Source organism: Streptomyces albireticuli, assembly GCF_002192455.1.
GTDB classification, from domain to species: Bacteria; Actinomycetota; Actinomycetes; order Streptomycetales; family Streptomycetaceae; genus Streptomyces; species Streptomyces albireticuli_B.
The window spans coordinates 7,306,876-7,325,102 of record NZ_CP021744.1 but is presented as its reverse complement, the minus strand read 5'-3'; the positions used below and the strand labels follow the sequence as shown (position 1 = coordinate 7,325,102).

At 75.9% G+C, this 18,227-nt stretch carries 12 protein-coding genes; 5 read left to right on the top strand and 7 right to left on the bottom strand.

Annotation, left to right across the window (positions count from 1 at the left end):
• Positions 1–186: 186 nt before the first annotated feature.
• From SMD11_RS31455 to SMD11_RS31430, 6 genes are all read right to left on the bottom strand, one after another.
• The gene (locus SMD11_RS31455) at positions 187–2,136 is read right to left on the bottom strand and encodes an Hsp70 family protein (protein WP_159395411.1); all 1,950 of its coding nucleotides are present in this window, start codon (positions 2,134–2,136) and stop codon (positions 187–189) included.
• Positions 2,129–2,944, bottom strand: coding sequence for a hypothetical protein (locus tag SMD11_RS31450; RefSeq protein WP_087929671.1), 816 nt, complete (start codon positions 2,942–2,944; stop codon positions 2,129–2,131). Before SMD11_RS31450 ends, SMD11_RS31455 begins: the two co-directional genes overlap by 8 nt.
• A gap of 81 nt (positions 2,945–3,025) precedes the next feature.
• The gene (locus SMD11_RS31445) at positions 3,026–4,861 is read right to left on the bottom strand and encodes a WD40 repeat domain-containing protein (RefSeq protein ID WP_087929670.1); all 1,836 of its coding nucleotides are present in this window, start codon (positions 4,859–4,861) and stop codon (positions 3,026–3,028) included.
• Positions 4,848–7,403, bottom strand: coding sequence for an AAA family ATPase (locus tag SMD11_RS36935; protein WP_087929669.1), 2,556 nt, complete (start codon positions 7,401–7,403; stop codon positions 4,848–4,850). The genes SMD11_RS31445 and SMD11_RS36935 overlap by 14 nt, the downstream gene beginning before the upstream one ends.
• A 17-nt stretch (positions 7,404–7,420) precedes the next feature.
• On the bottom strand, positions 7,421–8,800 hold the full coding sequence (locus SMD11_RS31435; RefSeq protein ID WP_087929668.1) for a hypothetical protein: 1,380 nt from the start codon (positions 8,798–8,800) through the stop codon (positions 7,421–7,423).
• On the bottom strand, positions 8,797–9,489 hold the full coding sequence (locus tag SMD11_RS31430; RefSeq protein WP_087929667.1) for a 4Fe-4S single cluster domain-containing protein: 693 nt from the start codon (positions 9,487–9,489) through the stop codon (positions 8,797–8,799). Before SMD11_RS31430 ends, SMD11_RS31435 begins: the two co-directional genes overlap by 4 nt.
• 534 nt (positions 9,490–10,023) lie before the next feature.
• Between SMD11_RS31430 and SMD11_RS31425 the strand changes: the two genes are divergently transcribed.
• The 5 genes from SMD11_RS31425 (at position 10,024) to SMD11_RS31410 (ending at position 16,602) form a co-directional block, all read left to right on the top strand.
• Entirely contained in the window at positions 10,024–11,331 is a 1,308-nt protein-coding gene (locus SMD11_RS31425; protein WP_087929666.1) for a hypothetical protein, read from the top strand.
• Between the two features lie 225 nt (positions 11,332–11,556).
• Positions 11,557–13,806 carry a HelD family protein gene (locus SMD11_RS31420; protein ID WP_087929665.1) on the top strand — a complete coding sequence of 750 codons (2,250 nt, stop codon included), beginning with the start codon at positions 11,557–11,559 and terminating at the stop codon, positions 13,804–13,806.
• A gap of 124 nt (positions 13,807–13,930) precedes the next feature.
• Positions 13,931–15,304, top strand: coding sequence for an OFA family MFS transporter (locus SMD11_RS31415; protein ID WP_087929664.1), 1,374 nt, complete (start codon positions 13,931–13,933; stop codon positions 15,302–15,304).
• Positions 15,301–15,414: an MFS transporter small subunit gene (locus SMD11_RS37400; RefSeq protein ID WP_418952497.1), complete on the top strand. Its 114-nt coding sequence runs from the start codon at positions 15,301–15,303 to the stop codon at positions 15,412–15,414. Before SMD11_RS31415 ends, SMD11_RS37400 begins: the two co-directional genes overlap by 4 nt.
• Before the next feature lie 24 nt (positions 15,415–15,438).
• A complete protein-coding gene (locus SMD11_RS31410) occupies positions 15,439–16,602 on the top strand; it encodes a CaiB/BaiF CoA transferase family protein (protein WP_087929663.1) in 1,164 nt (387 codons plus the stop codon).
• Between the two features lie 177 nt (positions 16,603–16,779).
• Here SMD11_RS31410 and SMD11_RS31405 read toward each other — a convergent pair whose 3' ends face one another.
• Complete coding sequence (locus SMD11_RS31405) at positions 16,780–18,195, bottom strand: hypothetical protein (protein WP_087929662.1); 1,416 nt, start codon at positions 18,193–18,195, stop codon at positions 16,780–16,782.
• Between the last annotated feature and the right edge of the window lie 32 nt (positions 18,196–18,227).

Below are 18,227 nucleotides of genomic sequence, written 5' to 3'. Positions count from 1 at the left end.
CGCGCGGGGCATCTGGCGGACCGAGGCAGCCGAGACCCCGGCACAGTGAACTCCCGCGCAGAACATCCCGCAGGCCGGGGCAGCCGGGACCCCGGCGCAGCGAGCCCCCGCGCGGAGCGTCCCGCGGACCGAGTCGGTCAAGGCCCCGCACAGTGAGCCCCCGGGCAGAGCGCCCAGCGACCCCGCTCAGCGCACGAGCAGTTCCGCCTCGTCCGCCAGGGCCTCCAGGTCCTCGGCGATGCCCTTCGAGATCTCCTGGGCGAGCCGCTGCCCGCCGTCCTCCAGGAACTGCTCGCCGAACGCGCGGGCCAGCGCCGCCTCCTGGGCGGCGGCCTCCCGCTGGAGCTTGGCGACCATCCTGGCCTCGCCGCCGACCTTGCGCGCCATCGGCGGGATGTTCGCCTCCCGGGCCTTGGCGAGCGCCCTCTCCTTGCCCTCGCTGAGGCCGGCCCACAGCAGGGCGAAGGCCACGATCACGGCGAACGGCCCGGTCGCGGCGATGATGGCGGTGCCGGCGCCGAAGAGCGTCGTCGCGACGATGCCCGCGACCACCACGTTGACGACCGAGGCGATGTTGTCCAGGACCTCGGTGGCGGCCGCCGCGTCGACGGGGACGTCCAGCCGCCCCTCGTTCACCCGCACGGTGGGCAGTGCCATGGCCGACGGTTCGAGGTGCCAGCGCCGGCAGATGGGCCGGGTGAGCTCCTCCAGGTCCGGGCGCAGGGCGTTCTGCCAGGTGGCGATCGCCTCCTGGAGCCGGGTGTTGTCCGGGTCGGTGAGCTCGGCGTGCAGCGACCGGGAGATCCCGGCGGCCATGTCGTCCAGCGTGGTGATGTGCCCGTTCCGCCAGCGCCTGAAGGCCGGGATCACGTGCCGCTCCGTCATCCCGTCGGCGACCGCCTCGCCCAGCCGCTCGGCGAGCTGCGGCAGCCGGTCCTCCACGAGGGAGCCGATGCGGTCGCTGTCCAGGAGCCGGCGGATGTCCGTGCGGAATCCGGCCGCCCGGATGCTCATCCGGCCCGCCAGGGCGAGTCCCCGGGCGATCGCCACCTCGGGTTCCGTGCCCAGGAACACCCGGTCCGCGCCGAAGACCTCGCGGGTCTGTTCCTGGACGAAGTGCATCCGGGAGGCTCCGCCGGTCAGCAGCACGGCGTCCGGCGGACCGCCGAGTCCCGCCGCCGCGCCGTCGAGGGCGTCCCGGTACGCCTGCCGCCAGGAGCGGCCGTCGAGGGTGGGCTGCGGGGCGTCCAGCACCGCGGCCATGTCCCCGGCCGTCAGCTCGATGTGGAAGTAGAGGCTTCCGCCGCGCGTCTTGACGGGATGTATGGTGCCGACCGTCGCCTCGGGGTCGGCGGCGAACTTGCCGCGGTCGGTGCGGAAGAAGATCTCCTTCACCTCCCTGCACATCAGTTCGAGCACCAGCCGGACAGAGCGGTCCTCCTGGAGCAGTTCCCGCAGCGCCTCACCCTGCGGGTTGCGGTCCAGCTGTTGTTCCAGGATCGTGCGGTCGATCAGCCCGGCGCCCAGCGGGAGCCCGGTGTCGAGGGGCGGGCCCGTGCGGTGGCCCAGGACGGTGGTGAAGTCGGTGGTCGACGACCCCAGGTCCACGACGAGCACCGCGCCCGCGAGCCGCCCCGGTTCGATCTTCACCTCGCCCGATTCACGGGCGTAGAGCAGGGCGGCCCTCGACTCGGGGACCACGTCCACCCGCGGCAGCCCCGCCGTCCGCAGCAGTTCCGCGTACTCCCCGCGCAGCTCCCTGTTCCAGCCGGAGGGCGCCCCGAAGACCCAGCGCACCGGGCGGCCGCCCTTCAGGTCCTGGTCCCGCTCGACGGCGTCCCCGGCGACCTTCCGCACGAAGAGGGTGGTCGGCCGGCGCACCTCCTCGCGGCCGAACTCGGGTGACTTGAAGGCCAGCTGGAGGCCGGTGGTCCCGTTGTCCATGGCCGCCCGGCCGACCAGCACGCCCCGCGTGGGGTGTTCGGCGACCATGGTGACGTGCTGCCTGCCGCCTCCGGTGGCGCCGAGGTCCATGACGGCGGGCACCGAGTCCTTGTCGGCGTAGGCCTTGGCGAGCGCGGTCTCGCCGTGACCGAGGTCGAATCCGACGATCACGGTTCCTGAGCTGTCAGTCATCGTCCCGTTCCGTTCCTTGCTCGTGTCCCCCGGTGGGGAACGGTGTCCTTGCGGGCCCCCTCACCTCCCCCGGACGCAGCACCCGGCCGTCCGCGGCCACCAGTGCGGGCCGGGACGTCACGAAGTTCCGCTCCTCGGGGTCCGGGTGGACGACGAAGGAGAACAGGGGATCGTTCGTGCCGTCGAAGTCGACGACCGCGATGTCGTGCCGGAGCGCGAGGTCCTTGCGGAGCCTGTCGATGTGGCGCAGGGCCAGTTCGCCGTCCCGCTCGGCGTGCGCGGACAGCAGGTCGCGCAGCAGGTTGAGCACGTCGCGGTCCTCCGACCAGCGCAGCGGTACGCGTTCGGGGGCGGGCGGCTCGGCCTCGGCGAGCAGCCGGTCGGCCGCTTCCGCGGCGGCCTGGAGCTGATCGAGGAGCGTGGGGGTGTGCACGGTGGGCCGGGGCGGCCGGGGCCGCTCCTCCCGGCGGTCCTCGTCGCCGAGGCCGAGCGGGAGCAGGCGCAGCAGCGGGGACAGCGGGGACGAGGGGCGCTGGGGCTGCGCTCCCGTGGTGGCGGGCGCGCGGACGGCCGCGAGGGTGCCCAGGGACACGGCGCGCAGGAGGTCCACGGCGGCGGCGAGCTGGCGCCGCGAGTTCGGCGTGTCGCCCCGGTCACCGTCGGGCGCGGCCGCCGAGGTCGGGTCAAGGCGTTCCAGGGCGGCGCGCAGGGCGGCGGTCGCGGTCTCGGTCGTGGCGTGGTCCTCCAGGCGTATGTCGAGCTGCGGCCGCTGCCGCTTGAAGGCCGTCGCCAGGATGTCTCGGCTCACGGCGCCCTCCCTTGTGGATGCCGGTGGGTGGTCGTGGGTGACGGTGGTCGGTCGCTCGGGCGGCCGTGGCCGCGCGGGTGGTCAGAGGGGGTCGGGAAGCCGCCAGGCCCGTACGAGCCCGTCGGCGGAGGCGCTCAGCAGGTGTCCGGCCGGGGTGGCGGCCAGTCCGCGCACGGCGGCGGTGTGCAGGCCGACGGCCGTGCCGCGCGGCACCGGCCGTGCCCGGTCCGCCGGCCGGACGCGGATCGCGCCCGACTCGTCGCAGGCGGCCAGCAGGCCGCGCGGGCCGAACGCCAGCTGCCGCACGGCGCCGGTGTGCCCGGTGAGTTCGTCCGGCGCGGCCCGGGTGCGCAGGTCGTGGACGTGGACGCGGCCGTCGGCGCAGCCGACGGCGAGGAGCCGGTCCGCCGCGTCCAGGGCGAGCCCGGTGACGGAGGCTCCGGTGGCCAGCCGGCCCAGGCGGTGGCCGGAGACGGCGTCCCACAGCCCCACCCCGGTGGCGCCGCCGACGGCCACGGTCCGCCCGTCCGAGGTGACTTCGAGGGCGGTGGCGGCCGACCAGCCGACCTTCAGCGGGTAGACCGTGCCGTCGGGGGCGCCCAGCAGACGGGAGGGGTCCGAGCGGCGCAGCAGGCCGTCGTCGCCGAGGCTGAACACCGCGCCCGCGCGCAGCCGTACGGCGTTGACCCAGCCCTCGTGCCAGGCGAGGGCGCGGGAGCGCCCGGACCCGCCGAACGACCAGAGCCGGACCGCGCCGTCGCTGCCGCCCGTGACCAGGGCCCTGAGGGAGGGCGCGAGGTCCAGGGCGGTGACGCGGCCGGTGTGCAGCGCGCGGGCGGCGAGCGGCTCGGCGGCGCCCGGTACCCAGACCGCGGCCGAGCCGTCGGGGCAGCCCACGGCGAGGTGCGCGGTCGCCGGTTCCGGGCCGGGACCGCAGGTGAGGGCGGAGATTCCGGGCGCGTGGCGCAGCACCTGGCGCGGGGGCCGGCCGGGGTCCGGCGGGATCCGTACGGCCACGGCGTCCGGGTGCCGGCGGCGGAGCACCGTGAGGACGCGCTCGGGTACGGGCCAGCCGGGCAGCCCGCACGCCAGGACGGGCGGGGCCGTGCCGGGGCGTGGCGGGTCGGGCAGGGCCCGTGCGAGCGCGGGGGTGGTGGCGAAGTCCGGGGGCGGCCTTTCGCCGATGCCGCCGGCGAGCAGGAAGCGCGCGTGGTCCGGGTCCGCGGGCAGGGCGGGCAGCAGTGACGCCCAGGGCCAGGAGGTGGTCTCCGCCCGCTCGTACAGATCGCCGTCGTCGGCGCGGGCGAATCCGACGGCGGTGAGGCCGTCGGCCGCGATCTCGAAGGCCGCGACCTCGACGGCCACGGCCCCGGTGGCCTCGCGGAGGTGCGCCTCGCGCAAGTGAGTCTCACGCAGCTGCGCCTCTCGGAGGTACGCCTCGACCGCTTCCCGGAGGGTCCGGGCGGGTGCCTCCTCCCGCCAGGGGCCGCGCAGCGCCTCCGCCGCCTCGCCGGGGCGCGGCGGCCCGTCCCTGACGAGGCCCTGGAGGCGGGCGTAGAGCACGTCGTCGCCGTGCCACGGGTGGCCCGCCGCGCGGGCGGCCGCGGTGAGGTCGTACCGCCGCCGGGCGGTGGCGAGCCGTTCGCCGAAGGCACGCAGGAGCTCCTCGGTGAGGGGCCCGAGCACGGGCCCCGCGCGGAGGGGCCAGCGGCAGTCGGGGCACTCGGCGGGCCCGCCCTCCTCGGTGACGGCGGCGCCGCACACCGGGCAGCCGGTGGCGGTGTCCGCGGGCGCCTCGGCGGTGGAGGCGGTGGGCGGCACGCCGGTGCTCATGCCGGAGGTGGCCCCGGCGTCCGGCTCGGTACCCGCTCCGGCGGGCCGGCCCGCCGGGGCGGCCGCCCGGTCAGCCGTCGGCATCGGGAACGTCCTCCGGGGCGAAGGCGAGCGGCGCGCCCGGTGCCGCCGGGGTGTGCCCGAGGCGGCGGGCGAGGCGTGCCTCCATGCGCTCCAGCAGGACGCGTACGGCCCTGCCGTTGCCGAAGTCGGCGGGGTGGGCGGCGCGTTCGCGCTCCAGCCGGCGCAGGGCCCGGTCGGCGGCCGGGCCGGGCAGCTCGTACCCCTGCCCGGCGGCCGTGCGGCGGAGGATCTCCACCAGCTCCGGTCCGGTGTGGGCGGGGAAGGTGACGCGCTCGGTGAACCGGGAGCGCAGGCCCGGGTTGCGGGCGAGGAAGCCGTCCATCTCGGCCGGGTAGCCCGCGGCCACGACGACGAGGCGGCCGCGGTGCTCGTCCATCTCCCGGGTCAGGGTGTCGACGGCCTCGGTGCCGAAGTCCCCGCCGCCGGGCCGGCCCCGGGTGAGGCTGTACGCCTCGTCGACGAAGAGGACGCCGTCGAGCGCCGACCGTACGGCCCGCTGCGTCCTGACGGCGGTCCGGCCCTCGAATCCGGCCACGAGTTCGGCCCGGGTGACCTCGACCAGGTGGCCGCGCGCGAGCAGGCCGAGCGTGTGCAGGACGCGGCCCGTCAGCCTGGCGACGGTGGTCTTGCCCGTGCCGGGCGGGCCGACGAAGAGCATGTGGGGCGGCGGGAAGCCGCCGGTGCCCTGGTGCCGCCGGAGCCGGAGCCGGTCCACCAGGTCGCGGATCAGCTCCTTGACGGGGGCGAGGCCGACGAGTCCGTCGAGCTCGGCGAGGGCCTCCTCGACGGTGGCCACCGGCCGCCGCAGGTGGGTGCGGCAGCGGTCGGGCACGTCCTCGGGCGTCAGGGGTTCGCCGACGACGGCCCGCACCCGCCGGGCCCAGCGGGCCTTCATCTCGTCGGCGAGGTCGCGCATGGCCCGGCCGTTGCCGAAGCCGGCGCCGCGGGTGGCGTGCATGCCCTCGGTGACGTCCCGGAGCGCCTCCTCCAGGGCGGGCGTGCAGGGCAGGCCGAGGGCGCTCAGCCGGCCGAGCAGGATGGCGTGGAGCTCGGCGGGCGAGTAGTCGGGGAAGTGGATGACGTTGGCGGCGGGGAAGCGGCTGCGCAGCCCGGGGTTGGCGGCCAGGAACTCCTCCATCCGGTCGGGGTAGCCCGCGGCGATCAGGACGAACCGGCCGCGGTCGTTCTCCATGCGGCTCAGCAGTGTGTCGATCGCCTGCCGGCCGTAGCTGTGCTCCGGGTCGCTGAGCCGGTACGCCTCGTCGACGAAGAGGACGCCGTCGAGGGCCCGGTCCACGGCCTCGTTGGTCCTGATGGCCGTCTGGCCGATGAACCCGGCCACCAGGTCGGGGACCTCGGCCTCGACCAGGTGCCCGCGGCGGAGCAGGCCCTGGTCGCGGTAGAGCTCGCCGACCAGGCGGGCGACCGTGGTCTTGCCCGTGCCGGGGTTGCCGGTGAAGACCAGGTGCGGGGAGGCCGGTTCGGCATCGCCGCCGTGCCCCAGGGCGCGCAGCCCGGCGTCCGCCGCCACGGTCCACCGCAACCCCTCCAGGTGTTCCTTCACGGGCCCGAGGCCGACCATCGCGGCGAGGCGCTCGGAGACGCCGCGGGTGTCCTCGCTCCCGCCGCCGATCCACTCCCGGCGGTGGAGCTCGGCGAGGCTCAGCGCCGCGCCGCGCGGCAGGCCGCGGAGCCGGGACTGCCAGTTGCTCAGGGTCACGGGCATCGCGGCCATGGCCCTTACGAGGGCGGGAAGTTCCCGCCAGTCCTCGATCCGCAGCCCGTGGCGGACCCGCAGCAGGTGCACCAGGCGCTCCACCTCGGCCGCGTGCGGGTGGCCGACGTAGGCGGTGCTGCGCCCGGTGGGGCGCTGCATCTGGTCGTACAGGTAGCTCTCCAGCCGGGGCACGCTGCGCAGGTCGGTGACGAAGCGGGCCACCTCCTGGAGGCTGTGCTTGCGGAACAGCAGGACGCAGAGGTTGCGGTCGCCGCCCCGCTCGACCCAGTCCGCGAGGGCTCCGGCGAGCCGGCGGCCGGCGCGGTCGTAGCGCAGCGACTCCTCGGCGTGGCCGAGGACCACCGCCGTCCTGTGGTCCGTCTGCCGCATGAAGTGGTCGAGCATCATGACCCGGTGCTCGTCGGTCAGGGTGGCGGGCGCGGCGGTCCTGGGGTCGTCACCGGCGCCCGGGCCGCCGGGGTCCGGGGCGCGCAGGATCCGGTCCCCCAGCGGGCCGCGGAGCTCGGGGCGCATCCGGCCGGCCGGTACGGGGGAACGCCGGCGCGGCCGGGCCAGGTCCCGGGAGACGGGGTCCCTGAAGTACAGCGGCCGGGACAGGGAGCTGAAGACGACGTGCGCGAACCCGGCGTCGCGCAGCAGGGTCCACAGCAGTTCCTCCACCCCCCGGCGCCGGTGGTCGTGACCGACGAAGACGTCGTCGAGGCCCTGTCCGTGCAGGATGAACAGGGGGTCGCCGGCGGGCAGCGTGAGGCCCGCCAGCCGCTCGGCGGAAGGGCCGTACCGGGACGGCCGCGGTGGTGCCATGGCGGGTCTCCCCCGGCTCAGGTGTCGGTGGCGGTGCGGGGCAGGGCCCGCCGCAGGGTGTCGAAGTCCTGGTAGGCCGGGTCGGGTTCGCCGTCCTCGGCCTCGGGGTCGGAGGCGGCGATGCCCCGGGCCCGCAGTCCCCGCGTCACCTCGTGGCCGCGGGTGGTCAGCTCGTCCCGGGCGGTGGTGTCCCGGTCGTACGACAGGACGCGCAGGACGGAGGCGCCGCTGCCGGTGCCCGCCGGGGCGACCTCGATGACGATCTCGTTGCCGTTGCGGTGGACGAGCTTGGCGAAGAACGCCTCCCGCTGGTCCTCGCCGGAGTACGTGCCGTCCGTCAGCTCGTAGCCGGTGATCTCCTCCAGCGTGCCGGCCACGGAGTCGGCGAGGTTGACCCGCAGCTGGGACTCGAGCCGGCGGCGCCCGGCCCGCTCGACGGTCTCGGCGAGCCTCTGTTCGAGCTCGGGGACGCGGTGTTCCAGGATGTCGCGGAGCTCGCCGGTGTCGGGGGGCCGTTCCTCGTCGCCGACCCGCTCCTGGAGCCGGGCGGTCTCCGCGCGGAGCCGGGACAGCTCGCCGCCCGACCAGTACTCGACGTCGAGGACGGCGTCGGCCGATTCCTCGTCCTCGGGCTCGTGGGCGGCCTGGACGGCGTTCGCCTTGATCAGGTGCTGTACGTGGAGGAGGAGTTCGCCCGCGCGGACCCGGTGGCGGCGGCGCTCCCGGTCGTGCCGCTCCAGCTCCTGGAGGAGGTCGCTCAGCTGCTGGTAGGCGATCTGGGCGGTGGCGAGCGCGGCGTCGGGCCGGCCCTGGCCGAGGGTGTCCGACGCCCGGTCCAGCTGCTCGGCCAGGCTCTCCGTGCGGCGGGCGTGGGGGTGTACGTCCGCCGGGAAGGCCGTGTGGACGAGCCGGTGCATGGCCCGGGCGTCGGAGATCGCCTCGCGGGCGAGGGCCGCCGCCCGCTCGCGGTCCTGGATCATCTCGCCGACCTCCTCGGCCAGCCGCCCCACGTCCCGGCGGCGCTGCCGGCGCTCGGCGTCGATCTCCCCCTGGAGCCGGCGTTCCCGCTCCGCGAGGTCCTCGGCGGTCTCCCGGCGCAGCGCGCCGGCGGTGGCGCGGAGGTCCTCGGCCGTGCGCCGGGCCTGCGCGCGCAGCCGCTCCTGGGTCCGGCTCTCCATTGCGCGGGTCCGCTCGCTCAGGCCCTGGACGGCCTGCTCGACGGTGCGCTGCCGGTCCTCGACGACGCCGAACACCCGCTCCAGGTCGGCGTGCGTCTGCCGGCGGATGTCGTCCAGCATGCCGGGCAGAGCGCGCTGGACGCCCTTCAGGCGGGCCGCCTGGCGGCGCGTCCGGAACCACTCGGACTCGTCGACCTGGATGCGTTTCCGGCCGCTCACGGGGTGCCCCAGGCCGTGGACCGGCCGGACCGGTCGACGGCCGCGTCGAAGACGGTGAGGAGGTCCGGGGGCGGGACGCCGATGAGGAAGGCCTCGCGGCCGCCGACGGCGATCTCGGCGGTGCGGTGCCGGTCCTCGAAGTCGTAGCCGCTGCCGGAGAGCCGGCCGGTGAGGTGGTGCACCCGCTGGTTGGTGCTGCCGCGCAGCCCCCGGCCGTCGTCGCGCCCCTGGACGTACGGGCCGTCGACGAGGACGTCCACCTCGGCGAGCAGCCGGGGGACGCCGGGCGTCGGCGGGTGCGCCCGGAGCCGCTCCAGCCGGTGGCCGGTGAAGCAGACGACGGACAGGCCGGGGCGCGCGCGCCGTGCGAGGCGGGCCACCTCCGCCAGCCCGTCGGCCTGTTGCATCGGTTCGCCGCCGGAGAAGGTGAGGCCGTCGACCGCCGGGTCGGCGAGGAGCTCCGCGCTCAGCTCGGCGGGGGTGACGGTGCGGGCCGGCGCGGCGGGGATCCAGTCCGGTGACATGCAGCCGGGGCAGCTGAAGGGGCAGCCCTGGACCCAGACGACGGACCGCCAGCCGGGCCCGAGGTCGGCGGTGCCGGCCCAGGTCGCCGCGACGTTGAGCGGTGCACCGGCCGGGAGCGGGGTGTCCGCCGGGGTCCTACGTCCGGGCGCGCGCCGTCGTCGCACAGCGGAGTCGACCGTTTCTCGTACCCTGTCCACTGAGTCCCCCGTACATGAGCCCCGGCTCGTTCTACGAGCGTTTTCGGGCTCCTCAGAATCCACCTGGCCAGAGGGGCGGTCAAGGGGCGCGGAGCGGAATGGCGCACGCCCCTGGCAGCCTTTTCACGCCTGTCGCCGGTCACCCCTGAGCCCCAGGGGAATACGGGGCCGGAGACGGGATCCCATGCCCCCGCGAGCCCCTCACCGAAGGAGCGCCGGAAGGTCACCCGCTTTCCCGCGCGGGGGATTTACGACCGCCACGCCGCTTTCACGCCCGGGGAAGTGCGCAGGTGCCGGTGGAATGCATGGTGCCGATTTCCCGCGGCACTTCCGGAACGCTCATCGCATCAACAGTTCAGATGGCGGTAATTGCCTCTTGAACCCAATTGTCCCCGCGTGCTTCACTGAACCGCCTCGTGTCCCTAAGGCGCCCAGGGTGAGACCAGAGCGGCACGGCCGACGGCCGGGCCGCGCAGCTGCGGACGCGGAGCCGGGGAGCGGATGGCGGGCATTCGGGTGGAGCACGACGGGGCACCGCTGCACGGCACGGTGCGGCTCGACGGCGGGAGGCACGCGTTCGCGCACTCGCTGGCGTGCGCGGCGCTGTGCGACCGGGGCAGGCTGACCGAGGTGCCCGACCATGTGGACGCGCGGGCGCTGCGGGCCGCGCTGGCCCTGGCCTTCTCCCATGTGCGGTACGACCGCGCGGCCCGCGAGCTGACGTTCTCCGGGCCGGTGCGCCGGGACCGGGTGGTCGTCTCCAGGGGCCTGGCGGAGCGTTCCCGCAGTCTCTTCTGCCTGCTGCCGGCCCTGCTCACGCGGGCGGCGGAGGTGGTCGTGGAGGGCGCGCCGCAGGGGTGCTGGAGCGGGGCGCGCCCGGCCGACCGCCACCTCACGGTGCTCGCCCGGTTCGGGGTGCGGACCCGGTTCGCCGGGACCACCACGGTCCTCTCCTGGCCCCGCCGGGTGCCCGCGCGGGTGGTGTTCGAGCGTCCGACGGCAGCGGGCACCGTCCTCGCGCTCGCCGCCGCGGCCGCGACGCCCGGCCGCAGCACCGTGCTCGGCGCCTCGGTGGAGCCGTCGTGCGGGGAGCAGCTGGCGTGCCTGCGGGCCATGGGAGGGCGCGTCGAGGGTGAGCCGCCCCGGGTGGAGATCGGCGGGGCCGACGGGTACGCGCGGGTCGGCTGGGCGATCGCGCCCGACCGGGTGCACGCGGTCACGTATCTGACGGCGGGCCTCCTCACCCGGGGCGAGGTGACGGTGACCGGCTCGGGCCCGCTGCGGATCCCCCGCTTCGTCGCGTTCCTCCGGGACGCCGGCGCTCGGGTCACCGAGCGGTCGCACAGCCTGACGGCCGGGTTCCCGGCGGCGGGGACCCTGCGCCCGGCCCGGGTGGCGGCGGGTCCCGAGCCGGCGTTCAGCGGCGACTGGGTGGGCTTCGCCTCGCTGCTGCTGGCGATGCGGGCGAGCGGCGGGAGCGTGGTCGGCGGGGAGGTGCCGGCACGGCGGTTCGACTACGCCGGCAATCTCGCGCCGCTCGGGCTGGACGGGGTGCGGCTGCGGACGGAGGAGCGGCACGGGCGCCCCTTGGTCCTCGCCGACATCCGGCCGAACAGCAAGGCGTCCCTGCGGGGTGGCGACCTGGGCGGGTGCGCGGACATCCGGGGCGCCGCGGCGCTGCTGCTCGCGGCCCTGACGGCGGAGGGGCCGTGCGTGCTGCGGGACGACTTCCCGCTGCGGCGCGGCTACACCGATCTGCCGCGCGGCCTGACGGCGCTGGGCGTGAAGTGGATCGGGGACGCGCCCTGAGCGGACCGGCGGACACCGGCGGCCGCCGGCCGGGCGGCGGCGCGCCCCGGCACTTCCGGAACCCTGGAAAACCCCCGCACAACAAAGAAAGCCCCGGACCGCATTGACGGTCGGGGCATTCCGTTGTGTACATTGGATGTTTCCATGTCTTGCGTGAACACAGGCCATGGAGAAGCTTTATGAGGCCATCATATCCGGGCGGGAGTCGAATTGTCAAACAAGGAAATGCGGCAGGAGCAGGAATTCATCGATCTGCTCCACGAGCGCCTCGCCGAACTGCGCGCGGGGGCCGAGGCGGCGGTACGGGCCGCGCTCGCGCCGGGCGGGACCACCTTCCAGGCGCGGCTGGAGCGCGATGTGCTGGTGGCCGAGCAGTCCGGGCTGCTCGCCGCGTTCGACGCCGGGGAGAACGGGCTCTGCTTCGGCCGGCTGGCCTTCCGGGACGGCCGCGACCACCACATCGGCCGCATCGGCATCCGGCGTGACGACGCCGACCGCACCCCGCTGGTCCTGGACTGGCGGGCCGAGGTCGCGCGCCCCTTCTACCTCGCCACCGGGCACACCCCCATGGGACTGCGCCGCCGACGTCACATCAGCACCGAGGGCAGGCGGGTCACCGCCCTGCACGACGAGATCCTGGACCTCACCGACACCGACCGCACCGGGCACGAGGGCGCGGACGCGGACGCCGTACTGCTCGCCGCGCTGGACTCGGCCCGTACCGGCCGGATGCACGACATCGTGCAGACCATCCAGGCCGAGCAGGACCGCATCATCCGCGCCCCGCACCAGGGCGTCCTCGTGGTCGAGGGCGGTCCCGGCACCGGGAAGACCGTCGTCGCCCTGCACCGGGCCGCGTATCTGCTGTACGCGCACCGGGAGCAGCTGGCCCGGCGGGCCGTGCTGATCGTCGGACCCAACCCCGCGTTCCTCGGCTACATCGGCGAGGTGCTGCCCTCGCTCGGCGAGACGGGCGTCCTGCTCGCCACGCCCGGCGAGCTGTTCCCCGGCGTGACCGCCACGGGGACCGACACCGCCGCGGCCGCGGCGGTCAAGGGCGGCACGGCGATGGCCACCGCCCTGGCCCGCTTCGTCGAGGACCGGCAGACCCTCCCGGAGCCCGCCCGCGTCATCGACCACGAGGACGGCGAGCTGCTGCTGGACGCGGACACGGTGGCCGAGGCGCGCCGCCGGGCCCGGGACACCCGGCTCCCGCACAACCTCGCCCGCCCCTACTTCGCCTTCCACGTCATCGACGCCCTCACCGCCCAGCTGGCCGACAGGCTCGGCGCGGACCCGTACGGCGGCCCGAACTTCCTCGGCCCCGACGACATCGCCCAGCTCGGCAAGGCGATCGCCGTCAGCCGTGAGGTGCACGCCGCGATCGACGAGCTGTGGCCCGCCCTCACCCCGCAGCGGCTGGTCGCCGACTTCCTCGCCGACCCCGTCCACCTGCCGGAGGCCGACGCGGCCGCGATCCGCCGCGCGGGCGGCGCGTGGACGCCCGCCGACGTGCCGCTGCTGGACGAGGCCGCCGAGCTGCTCGGCGAGGACGACTCGGCGGCCCGCGCCCGGGCCGAGGCCGAGCGGCAGGAGCGGATCCGGTACGCGCAGGGCGTGCTGGACCTCTCCTACGGCTCCCGCACCCAGGAGTTCGAGGACAAGGAGGACGAGGACTCGGAGGTGCTGGCCGCGCACGACCTGGTCGACGCCGAGCGGCTCGCCGACCGGCACGAGGAGGCCGACCACCGCAGCGCCGCCGAGCGCGCCGCGGCCGACCGCACCTGGGCCTTCGGGCACATCATCGTCGACGAGGCGCAGGAGCTGTCCCCGATGGCGTGGCGGCTGCTGATGCGCCGCTGCCCGACCCGTTCGATGACGCTGGTCGGCGACCCGGCGCAGACCTCCGAGCCGGGCGGCTGCGGCGCGTGGGGCCCGATCCTGGAGCCGTACGTCGGCGACCGCTGGGAGCACATCAGGCTCGGCGTCAACTACCGCACCCCGGCCCGGATCATGGAGCTCGCGGCGGGGGTGCTCCGGTCGGCGGACCCCTCCTTCGTACCGCCGCGCTCGGTGCGCGGGACGGACGCCCTCCCCTGGGCGGAGCGCACGGACGACCTGCCGCGCGCGGTCGCCGGTGCGGTCGCGCGCGAGCTCCACGCGGAGGGCCGCCTCGCGGTGATCGCCCCCCGCGCCCACCACGCGGCCCTCGTCCCCGCCCTGCCCACCGCGTCCACCGGCCCGGTCCCCGACCTGACCAGCCCGGTCGTCCTGCTCGACCCCCGGCAGGCGAAGGGCCTGGAGTTCGACACGGTGATCGTGGTGGAACCGGCGGAGTTCGGTCTGAGCGACCTCTACGTCGCCTTGACCCGGGCGACGCAGCGGCTGGGCACGGTGCACACCGGGACCCTCCCGGCGGGGCTGGAAGGGTGCGCGGACGTGCCGTCGGCGGGCGGGGGCGTGGCATTGGGCTAGGCACACTCCCGGCACGGGGCCGGCCTCGGTCCGGTCCGGCCCATGGAGCGGTCGAGGTCCCGGGAAGGGGCGGGGGTGGGCGAAAAGGCCCGCCCGGCCCCGCGGATCGCTGTACGTTCCCTCCATGCTCGCGCGCTCCCGAACCGTCGCGCCGCCCGGATGGAGCCGCTGGCTCGTCCCGCCCGCCGCGCTGTCCATCCATCTCGCCATCGGCCAGGCCTACGCCTGGAGCGTGTTCAAGCCGCCGCTGGAGTCGGCGCTGGGCCTGTCGGGCACGGCGTCGGCGCTGCCCTTCCAGGTGGCGATCGTGATGCTCGGGCTCTCGGCCGCGTTCGGCGGCACGCTGGTGGAGCGGAACGGGCCGCGGTGGGCGATGGCCGTGTCGGCGGTCTGCTTCTCCTCGGGGTTCCTGGTGGCCGCGCTCGGGGCGGCGACGCGTCAGTACTGGCTCGTCGTGCTCGGGTACGGCTTCATCGGGGGCGTCGGCCTGGGCATCGGGTACATCTCGCCGGTGTCCACGCTCATCAAGTGGTTCCCGGACCGCCCGGGCATGGCCACCGGCATCGCCATCATGGGCTTCGGCGGCGGCGCCCTCATCGCGTCGCCCTGGTCGGCCGGACTGCTCGACACGTTCGGCCGGGGCACGCCGGGCATCGCCCGCACGTTCCTGGTCATGGGGGCCGCGTACGCGGTCTTCATGACGCTCGGCGTCCTGCTCGTCCGGGTGCCGCCCGACGGCCACCCGCCGGACGGGCGCACGGCGGACGGGCGCACGGCGGACGGGCCGCGTCCGCTCGCCGCCACCGCGCGGGTGTCGGCCCACCGCGCCCTGCGCACCCCGCAGTTCTGGTGCCTGTGGGTGGTCCTCTGCACGAACGTCACGGCGGGCATCGGCATCCTGGAGAAGGCCGCGCCGATGATCACGGACTTCTTCGCCGGCACCTCCTCGTCCGTCGGGGCGGCGGCCGCCGCGGGGTTCGTCGGGATGCTCTCGCTGGCCAACATGCTCGGCCGGATCGTCTGGTCCTCCGCCTCCGACCTCGCCGGCCGGAAGAACGCCTACCGCCTCTACCTCGGCGCGGGCGCGCTGATGTATCTGGTGATCGCCCTGGCTGGTGACGCCTCCAAGGCCGTGTTCATCTCCTGCGCGGCCGTCATCCTCTCCTTCTACGGCGGCGGTTTCGCCACCGTCCCCGCCTACCTCAAGGACCTCTTCGGTACGTACCAGGTGGGCGCGATCCACGGGCGGCTGCTGACCGCGTGGTCGACCGCGGGGATCCTCGGGCCGCTGATCGTCAACGCCGTCGCCGACGCCGGGAAGTCCGCGGGCCGGAGCGGCGCGGACCTCTACACCACCTCGTTCTTCGTCATGATCGGCCTGCTGACCGTGGGCTTCGTCGCGAACGAGCTGGTGCGGCCCGTGCACCCCCGGCACCACGAACCGCCCCCGCCGGAGGAGGAACCGGCCGCCGTGCCGGAGAAGGGAGCGGCACCGTGACGGGCTCGCGCAAGGCACTGCTCGCGTTCTGCTGGCTGTGGGTGGGGGCGCCCTTCGCCTACGGCGTGTACGAGCTGGTCCTCAGGCTGAGGCAGTTGTTCACGGGCTGAACGAGGCCCGGAAGGAGGTGTCCCGTGTCCCGTCCGTTCTCCGGGGTCCGTGTCCTGGACCTCACCCATGTGCTGGCCGGGCCGTTCGCCACGTACCAGCTGGCCCTGCTGGGCGCGGAGGTCATCAAGATCGAGGCGCCCGGCCGGCCCGACATCGCGCGCACGCGGGGCCCCGACGAGGGCCTCAACGAGCGGCTGCGCGGGGTCAACTACCAGGCGCAGGGCGGCAACAAACGGGCCATGACGCTGGACCTGCGGACGGAGGCGGGACGCGAGGTGCTCCGGCGGCTCGTCGCCACGGCGGACGTCCTCGTCGAGAACTACCGGGCCGGCGCCCTCGCCGGGCTGGGGCTGGGGCCCGAGGAGCTGTCGGCGGTCAACCCCTCGCTGGTGCACTGCTCCATGACGGGGTTCGGGCAGCGGGGCCCCCGGGCCCGGGTGAACGCGTACGACAACGTGATCCAGGCGGCGTCCGGCGTCATCCCGCGCTCCGGCGGGCGCAAGCCCGGCGTGGCGTTCGTCGACTACGCGAGCGGCTACAACGCGGCCTTCGCCATCAGCGCCGCCCTGTTCGCGCGGGCCCGGGACGGGCGGGGGCAGCGGATCGACTGTGCCATGTTCGACACGGCGCTGATGCTGATGGCCCCGTCCGTGGCGGCCGAGCTCCATCCGGTCACGCGTGGGCCCGCGGTGGAGGCCGGGCTCGGCAGTTACGCGACGGCCGGCGGGGAGCTGATGCTGGGCGCGATGACGCCCGAGCAGAACCGCCGGCTGTGGCGGGCCCTCGCCCTGGAGGGCCACGACCACCCGCGGTTCGCGGAGCCGACGACCTCGTCGGGGCTCCGGGCGCTGGGCGAGGAGATGCGGCGGGTGCTGCGGGAGGTGTTCGCGACCCGCGCCGCGGCCGAGTGGGAGGAGCTCCTCCACGGCCACGGGGTGCCGGCCGAACGGGTGCGGACGCTCGCCGAGGCGCTCACGGAGGAGCAGCTGGCGCACCGGTCCTTCCTGGCGGCCGGAGCCCCTGGCGACCCTGCCGTGCCGGTGGCGGCCTTCTCGTTCGCCCATGACGGCCCCCGGTGGGACAGTCCGGCGCCCGCGTTCGGGGAGCACACCGACGAGATCCTCGGCGAACTCGGGCTGTCCACGGCGGACATCGACGGGCTGCGGGGCGCCGGCGTCATCGCCTGAGGCAGGGCGCCGGCGGGCCCGGGGCGCGGGTGCGGTCCATGGCCGCGGACCGGGCGCCGGCGTCCTGGTCCCGCCGGGCGGCGCGCGGGGCCGCTCGCCCGCGGGCAGTCACGGCGGCCACGGGCGGGACGTCCGCCGTGGGCACCGGCCCCGCGCCCGGCGCATGGCCGGAGCGGGTCACCTTCCGGCGCTGTAACTGAGGGCGCCCTCGTGCAGCGTGAGGCCGCGGGACGTGCCCTCGCCGCCGGTCAGGTGCGGCCGGGCGGCGCCCTGGAAGGCTTCGGTCCGCAGCCGGAGGGCGGCGGGCCCGTCGTTCCTCATCACCCGCAGCCGCCAGGGCCCGTCGGGGGCGTCCCGGGGGTGCGGCGGCAGGGCCAGGTGGAAGGTGGCGGAAGCGTCCCGGCGGACTCCCCCGGCGGTCCGCTCCGCCGTGTAGGCGGCCAGGCGGAGCTCCGCCGACGTGGGCGGGCCGGCGGACGGCGCACGGGCCGGCGGACGGTCCGGTTCGGGCGGGAGCGCCAGTTTCCGGGCCTCGTCCCGGGCGGCCTCAGGGGCGTACGGGCTGTCGGCGATCTCCCGTACGCGCGTGGTGAACCAGGACGCCAGCGCGGGGCCGCCGCGGCGGATCCAGTACGCGGTCAGCCCGCGGAAGGCGAAGTCGCGGCGTCCCTCCGCCGGGTGGGAGCCCGCGGCCGGCACGTAGTCGCCGGCGCCCGCGAAGGCGCGGCAGAGGTCCCGCACCAGCGCCTGGTCCGCCCCGTGCCCGCGATGGGCCGCGCGGATGTCCAGCATCGCCGCGTGCAGCAGCGTCGCGGCGACCCGGGCCGCCCCGTCCAGCCGCTCCTCCGGTTCCGGGGAGACACGCGGCGCGGCGCGGTCGTCGGCCGGCGGTCCGGCCGCCGGCGGGTGCCGGTACGGGTCGTCGACGCGGAGCGTGGCCGCGTCCGCCCTGAGCATGCCGTGCGCGCCGATGCCGATCGCGACGCCGTCGGGTCCGGCGTCGAGAGCGGCCCCACGCAGGTCGTCGGAGTCGAAGCGCACCTCGGTGAGGTCCCTCGTCTCCACCACCAGCCGTGCGGCTTCGGGCGGCGCCGTGCCGGTGCGGCGGGCGCGCGGGACGGACAGGGAGAGCAGGCCGGTCAGCCGGGTGCCGACCCGCTCGACGCGGAGGTCGCGGACCTCGGCCGCCCGCAGGTCGTAGCCGGCGGCCAGGGCGGCGGGGGTCCCGTACGTCACCGGCGCCGCCCGGCCCAGGCCGTCGGGGGAGGACGGGGACGGCTCGGCCGGCGGCAGCCGTTCACCCAGGGGGTATCCGAGGGCCGCCGCCTGCTCCACCGCCCAGGCCCGGCACCACACGTCCCGTCCGGCCATCATTTCCAGGGCCTCCGCCGCCCGCCGCTCGCGCTCCCGCGGGGTGGCGGCGGTGGCGGCGAGGAAGAGCCGGAACGTGCCACCGTCCCAGGCGCCGGAGAGCGCGCGCACGGTCTCCCGGTCGAAGCGGCGGGCGTCGGCCACGGCGTCGGCGATCCGCGGCAGCGACCGCTCCAGCAGGGCCCCCAGGACGGTGAGGGCGGCGACATCGGATGCTCCCATACCAAGATCGTCGCACGGCGGGCGGAGCGGCC

Excerpts from the sequence above, each read along its gene's own strand:
- SMD11_RS31455 (WP_159395411.1), bottom strand. The coding sequence starts at position 2,136 with ATGACTGACAGCTCAGGAACCGTGATCGTCGGATTCGACCTCGGTCAC.
- SMD11_RS31415 (WP_087929664.1), top strand. The coding sequence starts at position 13,931 with ATGCTCGCGCGCTCCCGAACCGTCGCGCCGCCCGGATGGAGCCGCTGG.
- SMD11_RS31420 (WP_087929665.1), top strand. The coding sequence starts at position 11,557 with ATGCGGCAGGAGCAGGAATTCATCGATCTGCTCCACGAGCGCCTCGCC.
- SMD11_RS31405 (WP_087929662.1), bottom strand. The coding sequence starts at position 18,195 with ATGGGAGCATCCGATGTCGCCGCCCTCACCGTCCTGGGGGCCCTGCTG.
- SMD11_RS31445 (WP_087929670.1), bottom strand. The coding sequence starts at position 4,861 with ATGCCGACGGCTGACCGGGCGGCCGCCCCGGCGGGCCGGCCCGCCGGA.
- SMD11_RS36935 (WP_087929669.1), bottom strand. The coding sequence starts at position 7,403 with ATGGCACCACCGCGGCCGTCCCGGTACGGCCCTTCCGCCGAGCGGCTG.
- SMD11_RS31425 (WP_087929666.1), top strand. The coding sequence starts at position 10,024 with ATGGCGGGCATTCGGGTGGAGCACGACGGGGCACCGCTGCACGGCACG.